Annotated in this window: 25 protein-coding genes, 1 tRNA gene and 1 other RNA gene; 20 read left to right on the top strand and 7 right to left on the bottom strand. The window is 44.1% G+C overall.

What is annotated here, in order from left to right; all coding sequences use genetic code 11:
* Window positions 1-58: 58 nt before the first annotated feature.
* Both LIR34_RS07325 and murC read right to left on the bottom strand, forming a co-directional pair.
* Window positions 59-1,132, bottom strand: coding sequence for a DnaD domain protein (locus tag LIR34_RS07325; RefSeq protein WP_320442964.1), 1,074 nt, complete (start codon window positions 1,130-1,132; stop codon window positions 59-61).
* A gap of 366 nt (window positions 1,133-1,498) precedes the next feature.
* The gene (gene murC, locus LIR34_RS07320; protein WP_173902401.1) at window positions 1,499-2,878 is read right to left on the bottom strand and encodes a UDP-N-acetylmuramate--L-alanine ligase; all 1,380 of its coding nucleotides are present in this window, start codon (window positions 2,876-2,878) and stop codon (window positions 1,499-1,501) included.
* Window positions 2,879-3,169: 291 nt separating this feature from the next.
* Between murC and LIR34_RS07315 the strand changes: the two genes are divergently transcribed.
* The 4 genes from LIR34_RS07315 (at window position 3,170) to LIR34_RS07300 (ending at window position 7,501) form a co-directional block, all read left to right on the top strand.
* Window positions 3,170-4,447 (top strand): glucose-1-phosphate adenylyltransferase, encoded by a 1,278-nt coding sequence (locus LIR34_RS07315; protein ID WP_161284657.1) that lies wholly within the window; start codon window positions 3,170-3,172, stop codon window positions 4,445-4,447.
* Complete coding sequence (glgD, locus tag LIR34_RS07310) at window positions 4,444-5,565, top strand: glucose-1-phosphate adenylyltransferase subunit GlgD (RefSeq protein WP_173902400.1); 1,122 nt, start codon at window positions 4,444-4,446, stop codon at window positions 5,563-5,565. Before LIR34_RS07315 ends, glgD begins: the two co-directional genes overlap by 4 nt.
* Before the next feature lie 59 nt (window positions 5,566-5,624).
* Window positions 5,625-5,921 carry a septation regulator SpoVG gene (spoVG, locus tag LIR34_RS07305; protein WP_173902399.1) on the top strand — a complete coding sequence of 99 codons (297 nt, stop codon included), beginning with the start codon at window positions 5,625-5,627 and terminating at the stop codon, window positions 5,919-5,921.
* 191 nt (window positions 5,922-6,112) lie between these two features.
* On the top strand, window positions 6,113-7,501 hold the full coding sequence (locus tag LIR34_RS07300) for a PcsB-like coiled-coil domain-containing protein (protein ID WP_173902398.1): 1,389 nt from the start codon (window positions 6,113-6,115) through the stop codon (window positions 7,499-7,501).
* Window positions 7,502-7,616: 115 nt separating this feature from the next.
* Here the strand turns inward: LIR34_RS07300 and pduB are convergent, their stop codons facing one another.
* Window positions 7,617-8,333, bottom strand: a complete 717-nt coding sequence (gene pduB, locus LIR34_RS07295; RefSeq protein WP_161284661.1) for a microcompartment protein PduB — start codon at window positions 8,331-8,333, stop codon at window positions 7,617-7,619.
* Window positions 8,334-8,553: 220 nt separating this feature from the next.
* On the opposite strand from pduB, the gene LIR34_RS07290 reads away from it, so the two are divergent.
* Window positions 8,554-8,627 (top strand) — tRNA-Pro (locus tag LIR34_RS07290).
* Between the two features lie 275 nt (window positions 8,628-8,902).
* Here the strand turns inward: LIR34_RS07290 and LIR34_RS07285 are convergent.
* Complete coding sequence (locus LIR34_RS07285; RefSeq protein WP_173902397.1) at window positions 8,903-9,139, bottom strand: helix-turn-helix domain-containing protein; 237 nt, start codon at window positions 9,137-9,139, stop codon at window positions 8,903-8,905.
* Window positions 9,140-9,293: 154 nt separating this feature from the next.
* Here LIR34_RS07285 and LIR34_RS07280 point away from each other — a divergent pair, with 154 nt between their 5' ends.
* Window positions 9,294-9,812, top strand: coding sequence for a type II toxin-antitoxin system HicB family antitoxin (locus LIR34_RS07280; RefSeq protein WP_173902396.1), 519 nt, complete (start codon window positions 9,294-9,296; stop codon window positions 9,810-9,812).
* Window positions 9,813-9,877: 65 nt separating this feature from the next.
* The gene (locus LIR34_RS07275; protein WP_173902395.1) at window positions 9,878-10,762 is read left to right on the top strand and encodes a DUF6128 domain-containing protein; all 885 of its coding nucleotides are present in this window, start codon (window positions 9,878-9,880) and stop codon (window positions 10,760-10,762) included.
* Here LIR34_RS07275 and LIR34_RS07270 read toward each other — a convergent pair.
* Window positions 10,733-11,431 (bottom strand): anaerobic ribonucleoside-triphosphate reductase activating protein, encoded by a 699-nt coding sequence (locus tag LIR34_RS07270; protein WP_173902394.1) that lies wholly within the window; start codon window positions 11,429-11,431, stop codon window positions 10,733-10,735. The two genes, LIR34_RS07275 and LIR34_RS07270, sit on opposite strands and share 30 nt — an antisense overlap.
* Window positions 11,432-11,596: 165 nt before the next feature.
* On the opposite strand from LIR34_RS07270, the gene tadA reads away from it, so the two are divergent.
* Window positions 11,597-12,112: a tRNA adenosine(34) deaminase TadA gene (tadA, locus tag LIR34_RS07265; protein WP_173902393.1), complete on the top strand. Its 516-nt coding sequence runs from the start codon at window positions 11,597-11,599 to the stop codon at window positions 12,110-12,112.
* Window positions 12,113-12,217: 105 nt separating this feature from the next.
* A complete protein-coding gene (locus LIR34_RS07260; RefSeq protein ID WP_173902392.1) occupies window positions 12,218-12,655 on the top strand; it encodes a GatB/YqeY domain-containing protein in 438 nt (145 codons plus the stop codon).
* Window positions 12,656-12,707: 52 nt separating this feature from the next.
* Here the strand turns inward: LIR34_RS07260 and ffs are convergent.
* Window positions 12,708-12,969, bottom strand: an RNA gene (ffs, locus tag LIR34_RS07255) — signal recognition particle sRNA large type.
* Between the two features lie 156 nt (window positions 12,970-13,125).
* Between ffs and LIR34_RS07250 the strand changes: the two genes are divergently transcribed.
* From LIR34_RS07250 to LIR34_RS07215, 8 genes are all read left to right on the top strand, one after another.
* Window positions 13,126-14,208: a 6-phosphofructokinase gene (locus LIR34_RS07250; RefSeq protein ID WP_161284669.1), complete on the top strand. Its 1,083-nt coding sequence runs from the start codon at window positions 13,126-13,128 to the stop codon at window positions 14,206-14,208.
* Between the two features lie 127 nt (window positions 14,209-14,335).
* A complete protein-coding gene (dnaX, locus tag LIR34_RS07245; RefSeq protein WP_161284670.1) occupies window positions 14,336-15,940 on the top strand; it encodes a DNA polymerase III subunit gamma/tau in 1,605 nt (534 codons plus the stop codon).
* A 28-nt stretch (window positions 15,941-15,968) separates the two neighbouring features.
* A complete protein-coding gene (locus LIR34_RS07240; RefSeq protein WP_161284671.1) occupies window positions 15,969-16,325 on the top strand; it encodes a YbaB/EbfC family nucleoid-associated protein in 357 nt (118 codons plus the stop codon).
* Window positions 16,325-16,924 (top strand): recombination mediator RecR, encoded by a 600-nt coding sequence (gene recR / locus LIR34_RS07235; protein WP_161284672.1) that lies wholly within the window; start codon window positions 16,325-16,327, stop codon window positions 16,922-16,924. The genes LIR34_RS07240 and recR overlap by 1 nt, the downstream gene beginning before the upstream one ends.
* Before the next feature lie 22 nt (window positions 16,925-16,946).
* Window positions 16,947-18,056, top strand: coding sequence for a LacI family DNA-binding transcriptional regulator (locus tag LIR34_RS07230; RefSeq protein WP_173902391.1), 1,110 nt, complete (start codon window positions 16,947-16,949; stop codon window positions 18,054-18,056).
* A gap of 261 nt (window positions 18,057-18,317) precedes the next feature.
* Complete coding sequence (fsa, locus tag LIR34_RS07225; RefSeq protein ID WP_161284674.1) at window positions 18,318-18,971, top strand: fructose-6-phosphate aldolase; 654 nt, start codon at window positions 18,318-18,320, stop codon at window positions 18,969-18,971.
* Window positions 18,972-19,083: 112 nt separating this feature from the next.
* Window positions 19,084-19,923: a transketolase gene (locus LIR34_RS07220; protein WP_173902390.1), complete on the top strand. Its 840-nt coding sequence runs from the start codon at window positions 19,084-19,086 to the stop codon at window positions 19,921-19,923.
* On the top strand, window positions 19,911-20,849 hold the full coding sequence (locus tag LIR34_RS07215; RefSeq protein ID WP_173902389.1) for a transketolase family protein: 939 nt from the start codon (window positions 19,911-19,913) through the stop codon (window positions 20,847-20,849). Before LIR34_RS07220 ends, LIR34_RS07215 begins: the two co-directional genes overlap by 13 nt.
* Here the strand turns inward: LIR34_RS07215 and yyaC are convergent.
* Complete coding sequence (yyaC, locus tag LIR34_RS07210; protein ID WP_227239580.1) at window positions 20,833-21,435, bottom strand: spore protease YyaC; 603 nt, start codon at window positions 21,433-21,435, stop codon at window positions 20,833-20,835. The genes LIR34_RS07215 and yyaC overlap by 17 nt on opposite strands.
* 128 nt (window positions 21,436-21,563) lie before the next feature.
* Between yyaC and LIR34_RS07205 the strand changes: the two genes are divergently transcribed.
* The 3 genes from LIR34_RS07205 to LIR34_RS07195 are packed head-to-tail and all read left to right on the top strand — an operon-like array spanning window position 21,564 to window position 24,720.
* Window positions 21,564-22,799, top strand: a complete 1,236-nt coding sequence (locus LIR34_RS07205; protein WP_173902388.1) for a LysM peptidoglycan-binding domain-containing protein — start codon at window positions 21,564-21,566, stop codon at window positions 22,797-22,799.
* Between the two features lie 60 nt (window positions 22,800-22,859).
* The gene (locus LIR34_RS07200; RefSeq protein WP_173902387.1) at window positions 22,860-24,014 is read left to right on the top strand and encodes a DUF5711 family protein; all 1,155 of its coding nucleotides are present in this window, start codon (window positions 22,860-22,862) and stop codon (window positions 24,012-24,014) included.
* Between the two features lie 10 nt (window positions 24,015-24,024).
* Window positions 24,025-24,720: a CvpA family protein gene (locus LIR34_RS07195; RefSeq protein ID WP_161284679.1), complete on the top strand. Its 696-nt coding sequence runs from the start codon at window positions 24,025-24,027 to the stop codon at window positions 24,718-24,720.
* The last annotated feature ends 333 nt before the right edge of the window (window positions 24,721-25,053 follow it).

Genomic DNA, 25,053 nt, shown 5'->3' with positions numbered 1-25,053 from the left:
TTTGAAAATCAGATAAGTACTGTCGTTACTGTGAACGGAGTGAACAGTTACGTTCTGTCTATTGATTCAGCAGATGCTTTTCGTATTCATCAAAATCATACTCTCGCTGCTGAAAATTGTTGAAACGGTTATTAGAAGCAGGTGCGGCCGGTTTCCTGGCATTTTTCTTGTTCTGGCGGCGTTTCTGATGTTCACTGTCCAGAGAGCGGATATCATCGAGAGTTCTGACCTCTTTTTTCTTCCATCCCTCAAGAATCTTGTCTGTATACTGGAAACTCGCCTGGCCGGTCTGGAGTACAGTGCGGCTGCATGCCTCCTGAATGATCTCCATGGAAAAACCGTAGGTTTTAAGCCAGGTATCCATAAGTGTAACCTCTGTCTCAACAGGATTACGGTTAGTGATCCCCAGTGCTTTAAGAATAGCGAAGTATTCCCGGCTATAGCGGGAGCAGGATTGTTTTGCCTGCTCAACGGTGGTGACTCCGTTTTCTGCCCAGGCAATGGCAACTTTCTCAATATAACGGATGCTCTTATGATTATGACTGACGCAGTACTCAAGGAGATACTCGATAAGATCTGCACTCAGCCCCAGTCCGTCATAAAAGAAAAGCAGCTTCTGGCTTTCGGTAGGAGTCAGGGTCTTGCCAAGATACTGTTCGGCAATGTAAAGAATCTGAATGATCTCTTCATTCTGTTTCAGTTCACGGATCCGGTCAGGCGTCAGTTCCTGCTTCTGCTTAACAGAGGCTTCGTCTGTGGAAGTTTCAGGAGCGGAAACTGACACTGACGCTGGTGAAACTGCCGGCTGTTCTGCTGCGGAAGCAGTTTCCCGGGAGGCGGAAACAGAAGAAACTGTCTGCTTCTGTCCGTCGGGAGAGAGCAACACGATACCGCAGAGTTTATTGCTGTCTGTGAAATCAAGGGCGATCAACTCCTGCTTTGCCCAGTATTTCAGTGCACGGAGAATATCTCTCTCGGTACACAACAGACGATCTGCCATCTGCTCCAGACTGAAAGAAACCGGAGCATTGGAGAGTGAACGTAAAAGGTAGATATATACTTTGACGAACTCTCCATTTGCCTCCGGCATATAATTGTCAATAAATGTGTTCGATAAAATCGTGACCTCCATAAGGGAGGAGTTCTGTAATGTGATCGTTGCCATGAAATATCGCTCACTTTCTAAGAAAATTCCGGTTATATGCCGTCAAAACAACGGCAGATTGGAACAATTGGATTATAGCACAACCTTTTTCAAATGAGAATAGGGTATTTTGCTGCGAAAGATTTCCACAATAAAATGTGGATAATGTGGATAATGTGGAAAGAAAAACAGTAATAAAATTATCTGCAACCAGGATAAATGTCGAAAAAACGCATAAAATAAAGGATTTTGAACTGGCTACATATACACTTATGTAAACGACAAAGAGTAATAAAAATCCACATGCTATGTGGCATTAAAAATGTGCATAAGCATGTGGATAATGTGGATAACTTACTTTCCGAGAAGCTGTTCTCCAATATTTACAACGTCTCCGGCCCCCATAGTTATCAACAGGTCACCCTGTGTACAATTCTCGAGTAAAAAGTTCTCGATTTCATCGAAGGTTGGGAAATATTCACATGGAGTACCAAGATCCGCAATCAGTTTCTGGAGATCAGCGGAGGAAATCCCAAGGTTATCCGTTTCTCTGGCTGCATAGATGTCCGCAAGGACAACATGGTCTGCCAGGGAAAGAGCTTTGGCAAATTCAGGAAGGAGAGCCTTGGTACGGGTATAAGTATGCGGCTGGAATACACACCAGATTTTTTTATGTGGATAATTCTTTGCAGCGTGGAGAGTTGCCTCGATTTCAGTCGGATGATGTGCATAATCATCAATGATCGTGACTCCGCCGATCTGTCCCTTGTACTGGAATCTTCGGTCTGTTCCGGTAAAGCTCTTAAGTCCCTCAAAAATAACATCATCAGAAAGAGCAAGGAGCTGTCCGCAGGCAATGGAGGCCAGTGCGTTGGAAACATTGTGGATTCCCGGAACTTTGAGAGAGCAGGTTCCGATTGGACAGCCGTTATGGAGCACACGGAAGGAAGCGTGTCCGAATTCATCATAAGTGATATTGTCGGCAGTGTAATCTGCTTCTTTCTCCAGACTGTAGGTGATGACCTTACATGGAAGCTCCTTTATGATCTCCTCGTATTTCGGAGTGTCGGCATTGATGATCAGTGCGCCGTCTGCCGGAAGAAGCTCAGCAAATCTGCGGAAAGAATGACGGATGTCATCAATATCCTTAAAGAAATCCAGATGATCAGCATCTATATTGAGGATAATACTGATCTTTGGGAAAAAGCTTAAGAAGCTGTTGGTGTATTCGCATGCTTCGGTAAGGAAGGTCTCTGAATTACCGACACGGATGTTTCCTCCGATTGCCGGAAGGATACCGCCGACACTGATGGTAGGATCACAGTCTCCTTTAAGAAGAATATGAGAGATCATGGAAGTGGTGGTAGTCTTTCCGTGAGTTCCGGATACAGCGATCGGGGTATCGTAGTTGCGCATGATCTGTCCGAGAAGCTGTGCCCTGGTGAGCATTGGGATTCCTTTTTCCTTTGCACAGGAAAATTCAGGGTTGTCCGGATGGATTGCTGCTGTATAGACAACGACATCAACAGAATCCTTAATGTTGGAAGCACGCTGTCCATAGTAGAGAGTTGCACCCTTGCTTTCAAGAAGGGTGGTCAGCGGGCTTTTTTTAGAGTCGGAACCGGAGATGGTAAAGCCCTCCTCCAGGAGAACTTCGGCCAGTCCGCTCATGCTGATTCCGCCAATACCAATAAAATGGACGGCGATTGGTTTGTGAAAGTCTATCTGATACATAATAAAAATCTCCTTATTTTTGCTGAAGAGTTACTTCTTATTTTTAAATATTATACCTCTTGTAGATAAAAATGAAAAGTCCAAGTTTTGATGATAGAAAAAATACGGCGTAAAAATTGAGAAATTGTGCATAATTCACATGGAAAAATGAGAGATGGTTCGGAAAATAAAGAAAAGGTGTGCAATAAATATAAAAAAAATAAAATTAATACAAGAAAATTGTAAATAATGTTCACTAATCTGGGGAGATATGATATAATTAGGAAATCAAATATAACAAGAGGTGAGTGCATGATCAAGAAAGAAATGATTGCCATGCTTCTGGCGGGCGGTCAGGGCAGCAGACTTGGAGTATTGACAGCTAAAGTAGCAAAACCAGCGGTCGCCTTTGGGGGAAAATATCGTATCATAGATTTTCCGCTGAGTAACTGTATTAATTCAGGCATTGATACAGTGGGAGTTCTGACTCAGTATCAGCCACTGCGTCTGAACACACATATCGGAATTGGAATCCCGTGGGATCTGGATCGAAATGAAGGCGGTGTGACTGTGCTTCCTCCGTATGAGCGGAGTGACAACAGTGAATGGTATACCGGAACAGCGAATGCAATCTTCCAGAATCTTGATTACATGGAACAGTACAATCCGGATTATGTGCTGATCCTTTCCGGGGATCACATCTATAAGATGGACTATGAGATAATGCTGAATTTCCATAAGGCAAATAAAGCGGATATTACGATTGCATGTATGCCTGTTCCGATGGAAGAAGCAAGCCGATTCGGGATTATGGTGACGGATGAGAAGGGACGTGTGAGGGAATTCGAGGAGAAACCGGAGAAGCCGAGCAGTAATCTGGCTTCCATGGGAATTTACATATTCAGCTGGCCGGTATTGAAGGAAGCTCTGCTGGCACTGAAAGCACAGAGTAACTGTGATTTTGGTAAGCATATCCTTCCTTACTGTAAAGACAAAGGGCAGAGACTTTTTGCCTACGAGTATAATGGCTACTGGAAGGATGTAGGAACTCTGGGTTCCTACTGGGAAGCGAATATGGAACTGATCGACATTGTTCCGGAGTTTAACCTGTATGAAGAATACTGGAGGATTTATACAAGGGGAGATATCATTCCGCCGCAGTACATTGCAGAAGATGCAGTGACGGACTGCTGTCTGATCGGAGAGGGAACGGAGATTTATGGTGAAGTATATCATTCCGTGATCGGACCGAATGTTGTGATCGGAAAGGGAACGGTAGTAAGAGATTCCATTATCATGCGGAATTCTGTGATCGGAGAGAACTCTGTTCTGGACAGGGCAATCATAGCAGAGGACGTTACGATTGGCAATAATACTGTTGTTGGATGCGGAGAAGAAGCAAAGAATGTATTTAAACCTGCTGTTTACGCATTTGGACTTGCTACGATCGGAGAACAGAGTGTCATACCGGACAATGTTAAGATAGGAAGAAACACTGCAATTTCAGGAATTACTACAGCAGAGGATTATCCGGAAGGAATTCTTGAGAGTGGACAGGTGATCAGAGCAAAGGATGGTGAGCAGTCATGAAGGCAATCGGGATTATCCTTGCAGGAGGCAATAACAGCCGCATGCGGGAATTGTCGGACAAGAGAGCAATCGCAGCAATGCCGGTAGCCGGAAGTTACCGCAGTATAGATTTCGCACTGAGCAATATGGCAAATTCGCATATACAGAAGGTTGCCGTTCTGACTCAGTATAATGCAAGGTCTCTGAATGAACATCTGAGTTCATCCAAATGGTGGGATTTTGGACGTAAGCAGGGAGGTCTGTTTGTATTTACACCTACGATCACCAAGGACAACAGTCTGTGGTATCAGGGAACGGCAGATGCTATTTACCAGAATCTTACTTTCCTCAGAAACAGCCATGAGCCGTATGTAGTCATTGCATCCGGTGACTGTATTTATAAGATGGATTACAACAAAGTCCTGGATTTCCATATTTCCAAACGTGCGGATATTACAGTTGTCTGCACAACCTGCAGAGATCAGAGTGAAGTGGAACGCTTTGGTGTAGTCCGCATGAATGACGACTTCAGGATTGAAGAATTTGAAGAGAAACCGATCGTATCCAATTATAATACGATCTCAACCGGTATTTATGTTATCCGGAGAAGACAGTTGATCGAACTGCTGGAGCGGGCTGCCCAGGAAGGCAGACATGATTTTGTAAACGATATTCTTATTCGTTACAAAAACCTCAAACGAATTTACGGCTATAAGATAGATTCCTACTGGAGCAATATTTCTACCGCAGAGGCATATTATCGAACCAATATGGCATTTCTGCAGCCGGAGATTCGGAATTACTTCTTCAGACAGGAACCGTCGATCAAGACAAAGATCGACGATCTGCCACCGGCAAAATATAATCCGGGAGCGGTCGTAAAGAACAGTCTTGTTGCGAGTGGATGCATTGTTAATGGTACGGTCGAGAATTCTGTACTGTTCAAGGATGTCTATGTCGGCAACAACTGTGTGATCAGGAATTCTGTGATTCTTAACAACGTTTATCTGGGAGATAACGTGCGGCTGGAGAATTGTATCGTGGAAAGCCGCGATACGATCAAGGCAGATTCCTGCTACAGCGCAGAAGACGGAAAGGTCAGAATCGTTGTAGAAAAGAATGAAAGGTACGCATTATAAAATAAATACAAAATATAAGGCAATGCGTGCGTATGAAAGGTGAAAGGGGCAGCAATACAATGAATATTACAGATGTACGTGTGAGAAAGATTGCAAAAGAAGGAAAGATGAAAGCGGTCGTATCGATCACAATAGATGATGAGTTTGTGGTACATGATATTAAGGTGATCGAGGGAGAGAAGGGCCTTTTTATCGCAATGCCGAGCCGCAAGGCAACGGACGGAGAGTATCGTGACATCGCTCATCCGATCAACTCACAGACAAGGGATCGCATCCAGGGTCTGATTCTGGAGAAATACCAGGAACTTCTGGCAGCAGAAGAGGCAGAGGAAGTAGAGGAAGCTGTCGCAGAATAAACACGGTGGCATTGTCTGAAGATGAATTTCAAGTCAGCGTAATTTTTTTGTAATACATATAGTAGATATGTGGTAAAATCGCGACCTTTTATTGAAAATGTTACATGAATGTTACAAAGATTAAATAAAAGTGTTGATTTTATGAAAAAATGTGTTATACTGAGTGTACAAAAAAATTACGAGGTGTTTATATGAAAAGTAAGAAAGTTCTTTCACTGCTGATAACATGTGCAATGACTGCTTCTATGGGGACAACCGTATTCGCTTCTACAGAAGATCAGATAGCCGCAGCACAGGCTCAGAAGCAGGAAGCACAGGCAGGACTTGATCAGACTCAGGCAAACATCAGTGGTCTGGAGAGTAAGAAACAGGAACTCGAATCCTACCTGTCAGAACTGAATTCACAATATAATGAACTGACAGAAAGTATTTCTCAGTTAAGCACACAGGCCGCTGAGAAAGAAGATGAGCTGAATAAAGTCAAGGTTGCCCTTGCCAGTGCACAGAAGGCAGCGATCAAGCAGAAGGAAGCAATGTCTGACCGTATTCAGTACATATATGAGAAGGGCGGTACAACAATGTTTGAGGCACTGATCTCTGCAGGAAGTCTTTCTGAACTCCTGAATCAGGCCAACAGCATTTCCGAGCTTTCCAAATATGACAGAAATATGCTTGAGAAATACGAAGCAACTCAGAAGAATATTGCCGAGCAGCAGAAGAAGGTTGAGGATGAATCTGCTTCCATTAACACGATGCTTGCAGAGAAAGGCTCCAAGCAGCAGGAAGTTCAGAATCTTGTTGCAACAACAAGTGATAACATCAGTTCCTACGTAAACCAGATCAGTGCAAACCAGGAAGAGGCAGAGGTTCTTATGGCTCAGGTGAGCAGCGCTGATAACGATATCGCAGTTCTGATGGAGCAGGCTGAGCAGGAGAGAGCAGCAGAAGAGGCGGCAGCAGAAGCTGCAGCACAGGCAGCAGCTGAGGAAGCGGCAAGCGAAGAGGAGTCTTATAGTGAAGATTCTTCCGAACCCGACGAAGATACTTCCAGTGATGAATCTTATACCGAGGACGAGTCTTCTGATGCTTCCTATACAGAGAATGATTCTGATTCCGAAAGCTCTGATGACAGCTATTCTGATGATGAAGAAGCAGGAACTATTGATGATGACAGTCAGTACACAGACGCATCTGAGGATACATCCAGCGATGATTCTTCTACAGAGGATTCCTCTGATTCCAGCGATGATTCTTCATCTGACAGCAGTTCATCTGATTCTGCTTCATCTGACTCCAGTCAGGGAACTTATCTTGGAAACTTTAAGCTTACAGCTTACTGTAACTGTGCAACCTGCTGCGGAACAGCAGGAAATGCAACAGCAAGTGGAACTATGCCGGTGGCAGGACGTACTGTAGCCATGGCAGGTGTACCGTTTGGAACAAAGCTCCTTATCAACGGAAATGTTTATACGGTAGAGGATCTTGGAACTCCGTATGGCCATGTAGATATCTACTGCAGCAGTCACAGCGAAGCTCTGAGCTTTGGATTACAGTATGCGGATGTTTACCAGCTGAACTAATATGAATTTACAATAAGAAAGCCTGTACTCCGGGACTACTTGACGATTGGACAAGTAGATCTCAGGGCACAGGCTTTTTTCTTTATATTCAGTCAGAAAGATTTTGGGGTCTGTATTAAAGATATGGCACTCCGGGGATTTCCGGATAGCTTCCCATTCCGATGAGCAGTTCCAGACCGACCTGACGCGCTTCAAGGACAGCTGCCTTGACAGCACTTGCATCACCCGAAATTCCAAGAATAACTTCGTTGGAATGGCTGGTTCCGATGCTTGGAGTCATGTAGCAGGTGATGCTTACTGCGGACGCTTTCATTGCGGTATCAGCCATTACAAGGCCGATAGCAGCCGGAGATCCGGCCATGAAGCCAAAGGCTTCCCCGGGAATGGCGTGGAAAGCTTTCTGCAAAGCTGCACCGGCACTGGCAGAAAATGTAAACTCCAGATGACCGGAATCACTGATATAAAGCTCACCGGCGTTTTTCTTAGTGAGTTCAAGGCCGAGTTCGATTGCGTGACGCACATCGGAAACATCATTGCCGCCGATCACGATATAGTTGCCGTGACCGCCCCAGCCCTTGGTATCTCTTGGAAATTCTATGGACAGGACTTCTGTATTGGTTGCTTTTACGGCATCGTCAATTGCAGTGATCTGTCCGGCCGCACCGGTTCGGGAACTAAAAAGTCCGAGGGTATGATATTTCGTTCCTATATTCATTTCTTTTAATAAGGTATCATCGATTCCTGAGATGACCAGACCAATCGTGTCAAGGACAGCAGTTCCGACAAATTCTGTTCTTGAGCAGTGAGTGCTGATACTTTTTACATCTATCATAGTGGATCCTCTTTCCGTCCGCCATAAGTGGGCGGGTTCTTCTGGTTTTTGTGAGTGAATGTTACAGTGAACCTGTTATCTATAATATAGCGTATATCGGAAATTCTTGCAAGAAATTGGAAAATAGAAATTTTTTATTTTTTTTCAAAAAACTGTTGACAATTCAAAAACCATATAATATAATATGTCTTGCGTTGAGCGACGTAGGAAAAATAAATAACGAAGTGTGGCTCAGTTTGGTAGAGCGCTGCGTTCGGGACGCAGAGGTCGCAGGTTCAAATCCTGTCACTTCGACTACTTGGCAGGGGCACCGAAAACTTTTGAAATAGAGTTTTCGGTGTTTTTTCTTTGTTTATCCAGGGAATCTCTTGAATAAGAGGTTCCTTTTTGTATTTGGAATGAAAGTGTTTCATGATGTATCAATAAAGCAAAAACGCTTTGCAGAGATACGATTAGATGTCAGTGGAATAAGCACGTTAGTTTTTTGTAATAATGGAAAAATATTGCGAGAGAACAGCACGAAATGGGCTGAGAAAAAAGAAAGTCTATATGAGGAATAAACAGAAGAATTATAAAAGATTTTTGAAAAATTCACCAACATCACAGTGAAAAATCTGTGCGAGTGCAAGGAGTTCACTGACTTTGATGTTCATCCGGTTTGTTTCTAGCTTGGCGTAAGTGCTCTTGGAGATGGGAATTCCCATGAGATTCAGACGGGCAATTACCTGATCCTGCGTGAATCCATTAAGATAACGCACCTGCTGGATGTTTCTGCCGATGTCCAGGTCGGGTCTTATTTTCTGCATTTTGTTTTCCTCATAGATAATATTTCGCAATAAAGAAATATCTGTGTATTGATGATAATGAGGAATTCTTTTATAATGTTTCGTAATAGAGAAACATTTATTGTTTATCCTGAAGTAGAAAAAATATAGCATATAAAACGATACAACTGAGCTGATGGAGGAAGTGAAGGACGGTATGGGGACAGAAAAAGAGAACGAATTATCATATTTATGTGGGATGATCCAGAGTGGAAAAATTTCGCATAAAGATGCCATACATTATCTGGATTTGATGAAAGAAGAGTATGAGCTTGAAGAAAAACAGTTTGATGGACTTTATGCAGAGTGGATACGAAACGGAGATATAGGCAGAGAACTGAACAGAATCGGAAAACAGGGAAAGGATCCAGATTCCAGGAAACCGTATGATTATGTTCTGGATGGCCTGTATGAGATGGTGGAATATGGAGAAATAGATCTGGAGATGGTGACAGAAAATCTGTGGGAGGATCCCTATGAGGTGCGAAAAGATCCGGTGAAAGGTTATACGGGGTTTTATCCGGAATTTCCAGGATGCATCGGATACGGAGAAAATCAGGAAATGCTGCGTATGAATATGAAGAAGGCTCTCAGAAACTGGATTTATGCAGCGTATGCACAGTGGACTGAAAGACGGATCATCGGGGGAAAGTGAGAAGGGTATATTGGGAGCTGTAAGCTCATATACATAAGTGATGAGCAAATCCGGGAGGTTCTGGTTTGGCAAAATACCAGCGCTTTGTGGCGTATGTATATGAGTATCAGAAAGGAAAAAAAGGAAATAACTGTGGCTTCATAAAAGTAGAAGCCAGGGAACAAGTGTGCCTGATGGAGGTTCATCTGAGATGCCCAGGCCTGATCGCGGGTATGGAGTGTACTGTCTATGGATTTGTGAGAAGAAAGGGACTGCTGGAAGGGAGCAGAATCGGAAAATTCCGAACAGAAGCCGGCAGAATGGATTGTCTTCTGGAAACACAGACAATGGCAGTCGGGCATGGAAAGATACCGCTTGGTGATATGAACGGGATGATCCTCATTCTGGATAGTGGCGGATTTTTTGGAACGGAGTGGGATGACCGACCGATCCGGCCGGAGGATTTCCAGGAGATGACGGAAGAGGCGGAACAGAAAACAGAGCCTGCAAAGGAGGATGAACAGGTTCATACACAGTCTGTGCAGGAATCTGAGATGACAGAGTGTCCGGAGCCTTTGAAACCGCAAAAATATCCGCCGCACAAGCCGGAACCGGGCCGTCCGGAGCCCGCACCTGTTGGTGTACCTTGTGAGGCGTTTGGTGATGGCGAGATGACAGAATGCCGCAGGATTACTATAGATGAACTCTGCCGTCTTGGACGCCGTGTCTGCATGCTTCGAAACAATCGTTTTCTGCAGTATGGCTATCATAATTTCGGTCATCTGCTTTTATGCTGTACTCGCGACGGTCAGTGGATGCTTGGTGTTCCGGGAGCATATGATCAGCAGGAAGGTTTTATGGCAAATATGTTTGGCTTTTCTTATTTCAAAGAGAGCCGAGATATCCAGGTCCCAAAAGGAAAGGGAGGCTACTGGTACCGGTCAGTCGATGCCCCGAATTTCAACTCTTGAGATGGTTTGTAGAAGAATGCTGCGGAAATGTTCCAGTTCTTCCAGAGAATAGCTGCTGAATCCAGGCTGCAGAACTTCATCGGAGTCTTTGTAAGCCTGGAGATAGTAGGCTCTGGCACCCTTCAGCCAGGTTCCGATTTTATAAAAATCATCTTCGCTGTGCAGTTCACGGACAACCGTGGTGCGGAATTCGTAGTCCAGATTTCCGTGCAGCAGGAAGTCAACTGTCTGCTGTACAGAATCCAGGTCAGGGTGAAGAAGACCTGTCAGGGAAGGGTAATTTTGGGGGCAGGCTTTGATATCCACGGCAGCCATCTGGATAAGATTTTTCTCGGCAAGATTTTTCAGAACTTCAGGATGGGATCCATTGGTATCCAGTTTGACAGAATATCCCATTTCGTGGATTTTGCGTACAAAGGGCTCCAGATCTGCACTGAGTGTGGGCTCTCCTCCGGAGATGCAGACTCCTTCCAGAATACCGGTTCGCTTCTGCAGGAAATTTAAAACTTCTTCTTCGGAAATTTCCGGTTCGGTAGAAGGGTGCAGGACAAGCGGGCTGTTCTGGCAGAAGGGACACCGGAAATTGCAGCCGCCAAGAAATATGGTTGCGGCGACCCGGCCGGGATAATCAAGCAGGGTAGTTTTGTTCAGACCATGTATATGTGGCATAATTTTCTCTTCTTTCTGAGATGATAATTTTGGAATCAGAACTTCTGGCATTTTAAAAATGAGACCGTTTCCGATTCAGAACTCTGATAATTTATTCTAGTGATTTGACGTTGATTTTGCAAGGGGATTTCTTTATACTGATAACGGAAAAAGGAGGAGAAGGTGTTGACAGAGCAGGAGAAATTTATGAAAGAAGCAATCCGTCAGGCAAAGAAAGCGAGAGCACTGGAAGAAGTTCCGATCGGCTGTGTGATCGTGTCTGAGGGGAAAATTATTGCAAGGGGATATAATCGGAGAAATACGGACAAAAATACATTATCTCATGCAGAACTGAATGCGATCCGCAAAGCGAGCAGGAAGCTCGGTGACTGGCGGCTGGAAGGCTGCACCATGTATGTAACGCTGGAACCATGCCAGATGTGTGCGGGTGCACTTGTACAGTCAAGGATTGATGAAGTGGTGATCGGGAGCATGAATCCCAAAGCGGGATGTGCAGGTTCTGTTCTGAATCTTCTGGAAGTGGAGGGATTTAATCATCAGGTAAAGACGACCAGAGGTGTACTTCAGGAAGAGTGCTCTGCAATGCTGTCTGATTTTTTTAAAGAACTCCGTGAAAAGAAAAAACAGCGTAAAATGCTTGCGAAACAGGAGATACAGCAGATACAGAGCCGCAAACAGTAGAACTTGTTTTTTGCGGAAATCGTGCTATGATAAAACAGAGAGTGAGCGCCGGGGCAGTGTGCCGGATGGCGGTCATATCATGTAATAAACGAGGAGGAAATGAAAATGACAGTAGAAGCATTAAGAAAAGACATGGTTGCAGCCATGAAGGCAAAGGACAAAACAACAAAGGATGCAGTATCTTCTCTGATCTCAGCAGTTAAGAAGGCTGCTATTGATGAAGGGTGCCGCGAGGATGTGCCTGAAGCACTGGTTGACCGTGTGATCCTCAAAGAATTAAAAACAGTTAAGGAACAGCTCGATACCTGTCCGGAAAACCGTGACGATCTCCGTGCGGAATATCAGGCAAGATATGATGTAATCGAGAAATATGCGCCGCAGCAGATGAGTGCAGAAGAAATCAGGACATATCTCGAAGAAAAATTTGCAGAAGTTCTTGCAACAAAGAACAAAGGACAGATCATGAAAGCTGTCATGGGTGACCTTAAAGGTAAGGCAGACGGCAAACTTATCAATCAGGTGGTAGCAGAAATCTGCCAGTAAAAAAATACTCCGGGGACAATCTGTCTCCGGAGTATAAAAAATTCTCTCTTTTCCGCGCGCCGCACTTCGAAATGTTCCCATGGACGTTACCTCTACAGTTAACTCGGCCCAGGCACCCTCACGGCACACAAGAGGTTCTGCTTAGTGCTGCTGCATTCCTGCCCTGACACGGTTCACAGAGTCCTGTTGCGTGAGACCCAAACGTCAACGCCACTTATAAAGGGCAGCCCCACAGGAGACAAGCCTCAGATTGGCATCACCCCTGCTGTAGCGGATTGCAGGTACAGGGCACCGCTATCTCCCCGGCTGCGCGGAACTTAAGTATAGACGATTTTTGTATACTTGTCAAGAGGGGGCAAAGTATTATATAATAGAAAACAGATTGCAGATGCTTTTTTGGACTGATTCCATAAATAACTGTAAAATCTACTTTAGATAAAAAATCATGCGCTATGAGGAGGAACTGTTCTATGATCAAAAGAATCGGAATGTTAACAAGTGGCGGTGACTGCCAGGCTTTAAATGCCACAATGAGAGGTGTTGTGAAGGCTCTGTCTAATACAGTGGATGACCTGGAGGTTTACGGCTTTGACGATGGATACAAAGGACTGATCTACGGCAAGTACCGTATGTTGACTGCAAAAGATTTCTCCGGTATTCTGACAAGAGGAGGAACTATTCTTGGCACTTCCCGTCAGCCGTTTAAGCTGATGCGTGTGCCGGATGAGAAAGGTCTGGATAAGGTTGAGGCTATGAAGCAGACTTACTATAAGCTCTGCCTGGACTGTCTTGTCATCCTTGGAGGAAACGGAACACAGAAAACAGCCAATCTGTTACGAGAAGAGGGATTGAATATCATTCATCTTCCAAAGACCATTGATAATGACATCTATGGTACAGATATGACATTTGGATTCCAGAGCGCAGTAAATATTGCCACAAACGCAATTGACTGTATCCATACAACAGCAACTTCTCATGGCCGTGTATTTATTGTGGAGATTATGGGTCATAAGGTTGGAAGCCTGACCCTTCATGCAGGTATCGCAGGTGGTGCAGATATTATCCTGATTCCTGAAATTCCGTATGATATCAAGAAGGTATGTGCTGCAATTGACAAACGTAATAAGGAAGGCAAACGCTTCACGATCCTTGCAGTAGCAGAAGGTGCGATCTCCAGGGAGGATGCAGAACTTCCGAAGAAGAAATACAAAGAGAAACTCGAAGAAAGAGCGAAGAAATATCCGTCCGTTTCTTATGAGATCGCAGATCAGATCAACAAGGTTATCGGAAGTGAAGTCCGTGTAACAGTTCCGGGTCACATTCAGCGTGGTGGTGAGCCGTGTCCGTATGACCGAGTTCTTTCTACAAGAATCGGCGCAGGTGCGGCAGAAGCTATCCTGGATGAGGAATATGGCATTATGGTTGGCATCATCAATGGCAAGATCAAGAGAATCCCACTTGCAGAATGTGCAGGCAAGCTCAAGATGGTTTCTCCTAAGGATCAGATCGTTAAAGCTGCCAAGCAGATCGGTATCAGCTTTGGAGACTGATCACTGCCGGACAAAGAGTAAACAGTAACGAATAACTGCCGCCGCGGGAGTTTTCCTGCGGCGGTTTAATGCCTGGATAAACGGTGGTAAAAGAATATGCCAGGCTGGAAAAGGAGTGTAGTTATTTATGAGTTATACTGCCCTGTACCGAAAGTTCCGACCTGATAATTTTGCTGATGTCAAAGGGCAGGATCACATTGTGACAACGTTGACAAATCAGATCAATGCCAGCCGTATCGGACATGCCTATCTGTTCTGCGGGACGAGAGGTACCGGTAAGACAACGGTGGCGAAGATTCTGGCGAAGGCAGTGAACTGTCAGCATCCTGTCAATGGAAGTCCCTGCAACGAATGTGAGATGTGCAGAGCAATCCAGGCAGGAACTTCCATGAATGTGATTGAGATCGATGCCGCATCCAACAATGGCGTGGATAATATCCGTGAGATCCGTGAGGAAGTGACTTATCGTCCTACAGAGGGGAATTATAAGGTGTATATCATCGATGAGGTGCATATGCTTTCTACGGGAGCCTTTAATGCCCTGCTTAAGACACTGGAGGAACCACCTTCCTATGTAATTTTTATACTGGCTACGACGGAGGCGCATAAGATTCCGATCACGATTCTTTCCAGATGCCAGAGATATGATTTTCACAGGATTTCAATCGATACAATCGCAGACAGACTGACGGAACTTCTTCATGCAGAAGGAGTGGAAGCAGAAGAAAAGGCGGTTCGCTATGTGGCGAAGGCCGGTGATGGTTCCATGCGAGATGCCCTGAGTCTTCTGGACCAGTGTATTGCTTTCTATCTGGGCCAGACACTGACTTATGATAAAGTTCTGGAGGTTCTGGGAGCTGTAGACACCGAAGTGTTCAGTAAGCTTTTAAGGAAGGTTCTGACCGGTGATGTAACCGCGGCGATCCGTATTCTGGAGGAGCTTATCGTAGGAGGAAGGGAGCTGAGCCAGTTTGTAGGAGATTTTACATGGTATATGCGAAATCTTCTTCTGGTCAAAACTTCCGACAATCCGGAGGAAGCAATTGATGTTTCGTCTGAGAATCTCAGACTTCTTAAAGAGGAGAGTGAGATGACGGACATTGATACACTTATGCGGTATATCCGTGTTTTTTCTGAACTCTCAAATCAGATTCGATTTGCCACACAGAAACGTGTTCTGGTAGAAATTGCTCTGATCAAACTCTGCCGGCCGGCGATGGAGACAAATCTTGATTCTGTTTTGGATCGTATTCGGGTACTGGAGCAGAGAATTGATGAGCGGCCGGTTCAGCAGGTGGTTGTCCGAAGCGGCGATGAGTCCGTGACAGAAATGCGGAAGGAACCGGTAGTACCACCTCAGAAAGCGGCACCGGAGGATCTGCAGAAGATCGTGGCAGGATGGAAGGTGATCGTTGGTCAGACAACGGCAGCATTCAAGCAGGCACTTCTGCAGTCTGTGCCAAAGTACAATGGGGAAACCGGTGAACCGGTGCTGTATGTGGAATTTCAGACTCCGTTAGGACGGCTGTATCCGGATGATTCTGATGCGAAGAAGGAATTACAGGAAATCATAGAGAAACAATTGGGTAAAAGCATTGAACTGCATATGCTTGTGGCAGAAGATCATCAGCAGACAAATCTGTCTCAGATTACAGTGGATCAGGCGATCCGCGAAAATATCCATATGGATGTTCAGATAGAAGAAGAACCGGGTTCACACCTGGAAGACTAAAATAAAATGATATGGAGGAATAAAAGTTATGGCAAAACGTGGAGGATTTCCGGGCATGGGTATGCCTGGCAACATGAACAATTTAATGAAACAGGCTCAGAAAATGCAGCGCCAGATGGAAGAGAATCAGAAGGCACTGGAAGAAAAAGAATTCACAGCAACTGCGGGCGGTGGAGCTGTAGAGGTGACAATTTCCGGTAAACGTGAGGTTACCAAAGTTAAGCTTGATGAAGAAGTTGTAGACCCGGACGATATCGAAATGCTGGAAGATTTAATCGTGGCTGCTACAAACGAGGCGCTTCGTAAAGTAGAGGAGGAATCCGCAGCAGTAATGTCAAAACTGACAGGAGGCCTTGGAGGCCTTGGCGGAGGCCTTCCGTTCTGATGGAATATTACAGCACACATATCAATAAGCTGATAGAACAGCTTTCCCATCTGCCGGGGATTGGACCGAAGTCTGCACAGCGGCTGGCTTTTCATATCATGAATATGCCGAAGGACCAGGTGGGACAGCTGGCGTCTTCCATCACGGAAGCCAGAGAGAAGGTCTGCTACTGCAAGAACTGCTGCACGCTGACAGATCAGGAGCTTTGCCCGATCTGCAGCAATCCGAAGAGGGATTCCGGCACGATTATGGTAGTGGAGAATACAAGGGATCTGGCTGCGTATGAGAAGACCGGCAAGTATGATGGAGTATATCATGTGCTTCACGGTGCAATCTCACCGATGCTTGGAATCGGGCCAGATGATATCCGCCTCAGGGAACTGATGCAGAGGTTGCAGAAGGACGATATAAAAGAAGTGATCATTGCGACAAACTCCAGTCTGGAGGGCGAAACGACAGCAATGTATATAAGCAAGCTGATCAAACCTACAGGAATCAAAGTTACCAGGATCGCCAGTGGCGTACCGGTGGGCGGAGATCTGGAATACATTGATGAAGTGACACTGCTCCGCGCACTGGAGGGCAGAGTGCAGCTTTGATAACAGAAAGAGGGGATGAACTTTGGCGAAAAAAAAGGTGACTTCCTCCCAGGTGGCAGAAAAAGCCGGGGTTTCTCAGGCTACGGTATCCATGATTCTTAATCGCAGAAATAATGTTTCTTTTTCAGAAGAAACCATTGAGAAGGTAGAACGTGCTGCCAGAGAACTGGGATATGAACTGCCACATCGAAAACATAAGAACAACAGCAAAAAAGAAAAACTGATCGTTGTTTTTTGTCCGACCCTTACCAGTCCATATTATGTTCTACTGCTTCAGGGAATCGAGTCCGTGGCAAACGAAAAGGGATATGGCGTCTTTATCTGCAATACGCAGCGAGATGCCAGACTGGAAGAGCGATATCTGAGGATGATCGGAAATATAGAACCGCAGGGGATCATTTATGCCTGCAATCCTCATCCGGATTTCCAGCAAAAAGTAGAAGAACTGGCAAGAAGAATTCCACTGGTCATCATCAGCAACAAAGAAAAGACAACAACCGTGGATGCGATCAATCAGGATAACACAATGGTGGGAAGACTGATGGCGAGACATCTTCTGGATCTGGGACACAGAGATGTGGCATTTATCACACCACCGCTGACCAGAAGGCAGTGGCAGCGATCCAGAAGAATCGATGGTTTTGTAAAAGAATACGAAAAAGAAGGACTTGGCGGTCATGTTTTGATCAAGGCAGCAGATGAGTCGATAGACCGGAGGATGCCGCGAATGGATTCGGAATATTCCATGGGATATCAGCTTACGATGGAGCTTCTCAGGGAACAGAAGCAGTTCACCGCGATTGCCGGACAGAATGATATGATGGCAATAGGCGCTATTGATGCACTGGAGAAGTCCAGAATACGTGTTCCAAAGGATGTCTCTGTAATCGGATGTGATGATATTTTTTATTCCAGTATCCGGAGACTTTCCCTGACGACGATCGATCATTTTGTCGCACTTAAGGGCAGAGATGCCTGTGATATCATCATAAGAAAGATTACTACAAATGATCAGTTTTACACGGGGCTTCAGCCGACAAGCCTTTATAATATTGAATACACACCGAAGCTGATCGCCCGCAAAACGACAACTTATGCAAAAACCTCCGGTATTTCAAAGCCAGTAAAATAAGAAAAAATAAATATACTGAATAAAATTATTATTAATAATTTTTGGCTTGCAGCTGTGGAAAGCGTGAAAAAACCGTAAACTGTGCATAGATTTATACAAAAAGCACGGGATTTCCGCGGAAAAGTATTAATAAAAAGTAAAATTATTAATAGAAAAATTATTAATAATTTTGCCCATCCTTGACCTGAAAAAACTATCTGTTATAATGAAATCATCAAAGCGATGTTAGCAAAAACGCAGAATTCAGGAGGGAATATAATCATGAGATTTTTTATTGACACAGCAAATGTAGAGGATATCCGTAAAGCAAATGATATGGGAATTATCTGTGGCGTTACCACAAATCCGTCCCTGATCGCCAAAGAGGGAAGAGATTTCAATGAAGTAATCAAAGAAATTACAGAAATCGTAGATGGACCGATCAGCGGTGAAGTAAAAGCTACCACAACAGATGCAGAGGGAATGATCGCAGAAGGACGTGAGATCGCCAAAATCCATCCAAACATGGTAGTTAAGATTCCTATGACAGTAGAAGGTCTGAAAGCAGTTAAAGTTCTTTCCAAAGAAGGAATCAAAACAAACGTAACACTTATCTTTACTGCAAATCAGGCTTTACTTGCTGCAAGAGCAGGTGCTACATATGTATCCCCATTCCTTGGAAGACTTGATGATATTTCTACAGATGGACTTCCGCTGATTCGTCAGATCGTTGAAATGTTCGAGGTAGCCGGAATCACAACACAGATCATCTGTGCAAGTGTTCGTCACCCGATCCATGTAACAGAATGTGCTCTGGCAGGCGCTGATATCGCAACAGTACCATACAAGGTTCTTGAGCAGATGACCAAACATCCTCTGACAGATGCAGGAATCGAGAAATTCCAGAAAGACTACAAAGCAGTATTTGGTGAGTAACTGTTAATAGGTAATATCCCTAAAATACTGGCGATGATATATATTGCTTGACGAATGCTGAGATTGGTTGTAGCATGAGTCTGTCGTAAACTAATAAAAGGAGAATTAGATCATGGAGAAATTAGAACTTCAGAAAATTGCGAACGAAGTCCGCAAAGACATCGTGACCGCAGTTCATGCTGCAAAAGCCGGCCATCCGGGCGGATCTTTATCAGCAGCAGATTTATTCACATACCTGTATTTTCAGGAAATGAACATTGACCCGAAAGATCCTAAGAAAGCAGACAGAGACCGTTTTGTACTTTCCAAAGGACATACAGCACCAGGACTTTACTCTGCACTGGCTGAGAGAGGATATTTCCCGAAAGAAGATCTGAAGACACTTCGTCATCTTGGATCTTATCTGCAGGGACATCCGGATATGAAACATATCCCGGGTGTTGATATGACGAGTGGTTCTCTGGGACAGGGAATCTCCGCAGCAGTAGGTATGGCACTTTCTGCAAAACTCAGCGATGAAGCTTACAGAGTATATACTCTCCTGGGAGATGGTGAGATTCAGGAAGGTCAGGTATGGGAGGCGGCTATGTTTGCAGGCTTCCGTAAACTGGACAACCTGGTAGTGATTGTGGACAATAACGGACTTCAGATTGATGGTAAAATTGATGAAGTCTGCTCTCCGTATCCGATCGATAAGAAATTTGAGGCATTTAATTTCCATGTGATCAATGTTGAAGACGGAAATGATATGGATCAGCTCAAGGCTGCATTTGACGAGACAAGAACAGTCAAGGGAATGCCTACAGCAATCATTATGAAGACAGTTAAGGGTAAAGGTGTATCCTTCATGGAAAACCAGGCCGGATGGCATGGCAAGGCTCCGAATGATGAGCAGTATGCGCAGGCAATGGAAGATCTGGAGAAAGTAGGTGAAGCATTATGTCAGAAGTAAAGAAAATTGCTACAAGAGCAAGCTATGGTGCGGCTCTGGTGGAACTTGGAAAAGAACATGAGAATCTTGTTGTTCTGGATGCTGACCTTGCTGCAGCTACTCAGACCGGAATGTTTAAAAAGGAATTTCCGGAACGCCATATCGACTGCGGTATCGCAGAATGTAATATGGTAGGAATCGCAGCCGGACTTGCAGCTACCGGTAAGGTTCCTTTTGCCAGCACATTTGCCATGTTTGCAGCAGGACGTGCTTATGAGCAGATTCGTAACTCTGTAGGATATCCGCATCTTAATGTTAAGATCGGTGCAACTCATGGCGGAATTTCTGTTGGTGAAGATGGTGCAACTCATCAGTGCTGCGAAGATTTTGCACTTATGAGAGTTGTTCCTGGAATGGTTGTTATGTCTCCGGCAGATGACATTGAAGCAAAGGCTATGGTCAAAGCTGCTTATGAGCATGAGGGACCAGTTTATATGAGATTTGGTCGTCTGGCAGTGCCGGTGATCAATGATAATCCTGATTATAAATTTGAAATGGGTAAAGGTATCGTTCTTCGAGAGGGTAAGGATGTTACTATCGTTGCAAATGGTCTTTGCGTGGCAGCTTCTCTTGAAGCGGCAGAGAAACTTGCAGCAGATGGAATTGAGGCAAAGGTTATCAACATCCATACCATCAAACCACTTGATGAGGAACTGATCGTTGCAGCAGCAAAAGAAACCGGAAAAGTTGTCACAGTAGAGGAGCATTCTATTATTGGCGGACTTGGCGGTGCTGTATGCGAGTGTCTTGCAGAGAAAGCTCCTGTACCGGTAAAACGTATTGGTGTAAATGACAGATTCGGTGAATCCGGACCGGCTGTGGCTCTTCTTGAGAAATACGGCTTGGATGGAGAAGGCATCTACAAACAGGTTAAAGAATTTGTTTAAAATCTGTTTTGGATAAAGGAATCGACTCCAGAATTCCCTGTACGATTTTATCTGCAAGGAAGATTACAGTGGACAGACGGGTTGTCTGCAGTGTAAGCTGCTCAAGCACGCCTGAGACATTGACGATTCCGGTAATATGAATATGGCCTACAGACGGAAGCTGTTTATGAATTGCAGCACCTGGGTGAAGTGCACCATTTGCAATGGTCACATAGCCCAGGTGCTTTTTTTCGCCAAGAGAAGCATCTATGGCGATAATCAGAGCATTTGGATGGTGCGTCTGGATGTGCTGGTATATATCTGTAAGATTTAAGGCATGAACAGGCTGGAACAGTGTCCCATAGACAGAAAAAACTGTTCCGGAATAACTACTGAGTTTTTGCCCGACAAAGGGACCGAGACAGTCTCCTGTGACACGGTCGGTTCCTATACAGAGAAAGACAAGTTCTGACCAGTTATTCCGATAATGGAGAATGCACTGCCTGAGAGAGCCGGAGATTTTACAGACAGAGTCGGTCTGCCTGGCATTAATATAAAAAGTCATAAGGATTCCTCTTGTCTGGTTTGCGGTAACGTTCTGTTTCATTGTATCCGTGTCTGCGAAGAATTATGCAGGTGCAGAATATGTCGTTAAATTTTGGGGAAAAGGTTTTATATTACGATAAAATCTGCGGTGTGGATATGCTATTCTGATGCCTGAAGGGGTGATTGGATATGATAGAGGTCATCTATAAAGATGAAAAGCAGGAGATGAAAGATGGAACCACAGAATGGGAACTGCCTAAGAATATACGTCAGATAGGACTTGTCAGCGGGGATTACAGAATCTATATTGAGGACTATGTATATACCTTCCTGCACAGGGCTGCACAGACGAAGGGCCGTGACGAAGAAAATGGGAGCTGTCTGGCGATTCTGCTCGGTGAAGCCCGGTGGCGGTCTGGAAATGGCGTGGTATTTATCAGAGGAGCTCTTTTGACGGAAGGGGAAGAGATCAGCGAAGAGCATATTGAGATCACGCAGAATATGTGGCAGACAATTCATGAAGAACAGGAAAAATATTTTGAAGGACAGGAGATTGTGGGCTGGTTTCTGGCATGTCAGTCGCTTTCTATGGAGGCCTCGGAACTGATCCAGAAAGTACACAGGAAACAGTTTGGAGCAGAAAAGATAGTGATGCTTCTGGATACGGCAGAACAGGAGGAAGCTTTCTTTCGTTATGAAAATAATTTCCTCGTAAGACAGAGCGGATACTACATTTATTACGAAAAAAATATCCAGATGCAGAACTATATGCTGGAAAAAAATCCACAATTACAGAAAGAAGAGCAGGAAACGGTTCAGGATGATGCTGTCAAGGCATTTCGTTCACTTATTCAGAAAAAGAAGAAAGAAGATACGGAAGAAACAGAAGAGAAAACTTCTGTTTTTTCTTATGCCGCGGTTGCATGTCTGGCATTGACGCTTGTGGTAGCAGGGGCACGTTTTTACCGGAATCATCAGGCGGGACAGAAGCCGGAGGAAGAGATACAGACGGCTTCAGCGAATCTCAGACAGGAAATAAAGGTTACGCCGGCTTTGACAGTAGTGCCAAAAAACACTGTATCTGCAGACAAAATGACACCGACTGAAACTCCAAAACCAACACCTACGGCAGATCCGACAGCTGTTCCGACAGTCGGTATTTCAGAGAAAGAAGAACAGATATATAAGGAGGAAGCCGATGCCAGAAAAGCGAGAAGAAGAATTGAAAATAGCAGGAAGAATACGGAAACAGAGACAGCAGCGGCACAGACACAGAAGTCCTATACGATTCGTCCGGGGGATACCCTGTACCAGATAAGCATTGAAAAATATGGGACTATGGATAAAGTCACGGAGATTTGCCGGGCAAATGGGATTTCCGAGGATGAGATCATTTATCCGGGACAAATAATTGTATTGCCTTAAAAAGTTTGCTATAATCTGCATGTAACAAAAAATAGATGATTACATAAGGTAAGGGTTAAAATGGCGAATATCCTAAAGAATCTAAGAAGAAAACGAAAAAGGAAAAAATCAATCATACCGCAAAAAACAGTGATCATGGTCGGCGCGGTCGCGGCTGTTGCGATATTGATTTATTTTTATGTAGAGAAACGAAGTTATCATGACTATGAGATCCTTCAGACGAGTGAACAGGAAGATGTGGTTTCTACCGGTTATGATGAGATGGCGAACGGGATTTTGCGATATAGTCCGGACGGTGCCTCTCTTGTAAACAGCAGTATGGAAGCGTACTGGAGTGTTCTGTATGAAATGAAAAATCCTGTTGCAGACATTAAGGGAGACAGAGCTGTTGTGGCAGATCAGGATGGGACTTTGATCGAGATTTTTGATAAGGATGGAGAGACGGGCAGTATAACAACATCCTATAATATAATCAAGGCGAGGGTTTCATCGCAGGGAATGGTGGCTGCGATCCTGGATGGCGGTGACGCAACATGGATTAATTTTTATGGTCCGGATGGTTCTCTGATCGCAGAAAATCAGACGCATGTAGCGGATCCAGGATATCCTATGGATGTTGCAATATCTGATAACAGTGATATTATGATGGTGACGTACCAGTTTGTCGAGGGCAGCCAGACAACCAGCTATGTGGCTTTTTATAATTTCGGTGATATAGGTCAGAGTGAGGACGACCGTATTGTAAGCGGTTATACTTATGAGGGTGTTGTGATCCCTCAGATAGAATATCTTGACAGTACCAGGTCGGCAGCTCTTAAGGATAATGGATTTACCATCTATTCGGGGACACAGATTCCGAAGGAAGGTACAACTGTAGAAGTCAAGAAAGAGATCGTAAGTACATTTTTTGATGAAAATACGATCGGACTTGTGTTTAAGAGCGGAAAGAAAGATAAACAATATACCATGCAGGTGTATGGTATTGATGGAACTCTTCGGTTTGAGAAGGAATTTAATGTTCCTTATACAACGATCAAGATGAGTGATGGCTGTATCCTTATGTACAACAGCTCTCAGCTCTGTGTGATGAACAGTCGCGGATCAGAGCGCTATAATGGAACGATTGACGGTACTATCAATAACTTCTTTAAGATTGGCTGGAACAAATACATGCTTGTGCTGGACAACGGCGTCAATGTGATAAAATTTAAGTAAGGGGCAGCAGATGAAACTGACTTGGTTTGGAATAGTAATTTTACTTATATTGATTTTATTTATATGGATGGGATACAGACGAGGATTTATCAGAGAAATTGTTTCGTTTTTCTTTGTATTTCTGTCATTGTCGCTTGCGTGGGCAATCAATCCATATATAAATGATTTCCTTATAAGCGAAACTCCTGTTTACAGTACGATTCAGGAAACGTGTACGGATTTTGTACAGAAGCAGAGCAGTGATCTGGAAAATGAAATGGAAAGTTCCTCGCAGTTTATTGATGGACTTAATCTTCCGGAGATTCTGAGAAAGAATATCGAAAAAAATAACAATACAGAGAATTATGCCGAGCTCTCGGTGAATACTCTGACGGAATATGTCTCAGGGTATCTTGCAAGAACGATTGTAAACGGGCTTTCCTATGTGCTGGCATATATATTGGCAACCATTGGAATCAGGATAGTGGTCTATATACTGAATCTGATCGCAGGACTCCCGATTCTGAAAACGGCAAATAAACTGACCGGAGGGCTGGTTGGGTTTGTGAAGGGTCTGGTATTTATATGGATATTGTTCCTGATCCTGACGGTATTGTGCAGTACAGAGATTGGTAAGACATCACTGGAACTGATTGAGAAGGACAGCTTATTGAGTGTGATATATCAATATGATCCCTTAATCCAAATTTTTACAAAAATCTTCTAAAAAACTCTTGACGAATAAAAATAACGATGATATACTTAAATCCGCTTCGAGATGAGGCGGATTTTTTTCTGGGATTCATTGAATTGAATGTAAAATAAAATCAGAAAAAAATAAAAAAGTTCTTGACATTCAAATGAGAATGCGATAGAATAAACGAGTTGCTGATGAGCAACGAATTACACAAAAGTTCATTAAAAAGTTTTGAAAAAACTTAAAAAAGTTCTTGACAAGACAAAATGAACGTGATAAAATAAATAAGCTGTCGAGAGATGGCGAAACAAAGAACCTTGATAACTAAACAGTGAAACACATACGATTCTCGAAAATTCTTAA

It is taken from the genome of Blautia sp. MSK17_66 (assembly GCF_020538025.1).
GTDB lineage: Bacteria > Bacillota > Clostridia > Lachnospirales > Lachnospiraceae > Blautia_A.
This window is presented reverse-complemented; position numbering and strand designations above follow the sequence as displayed.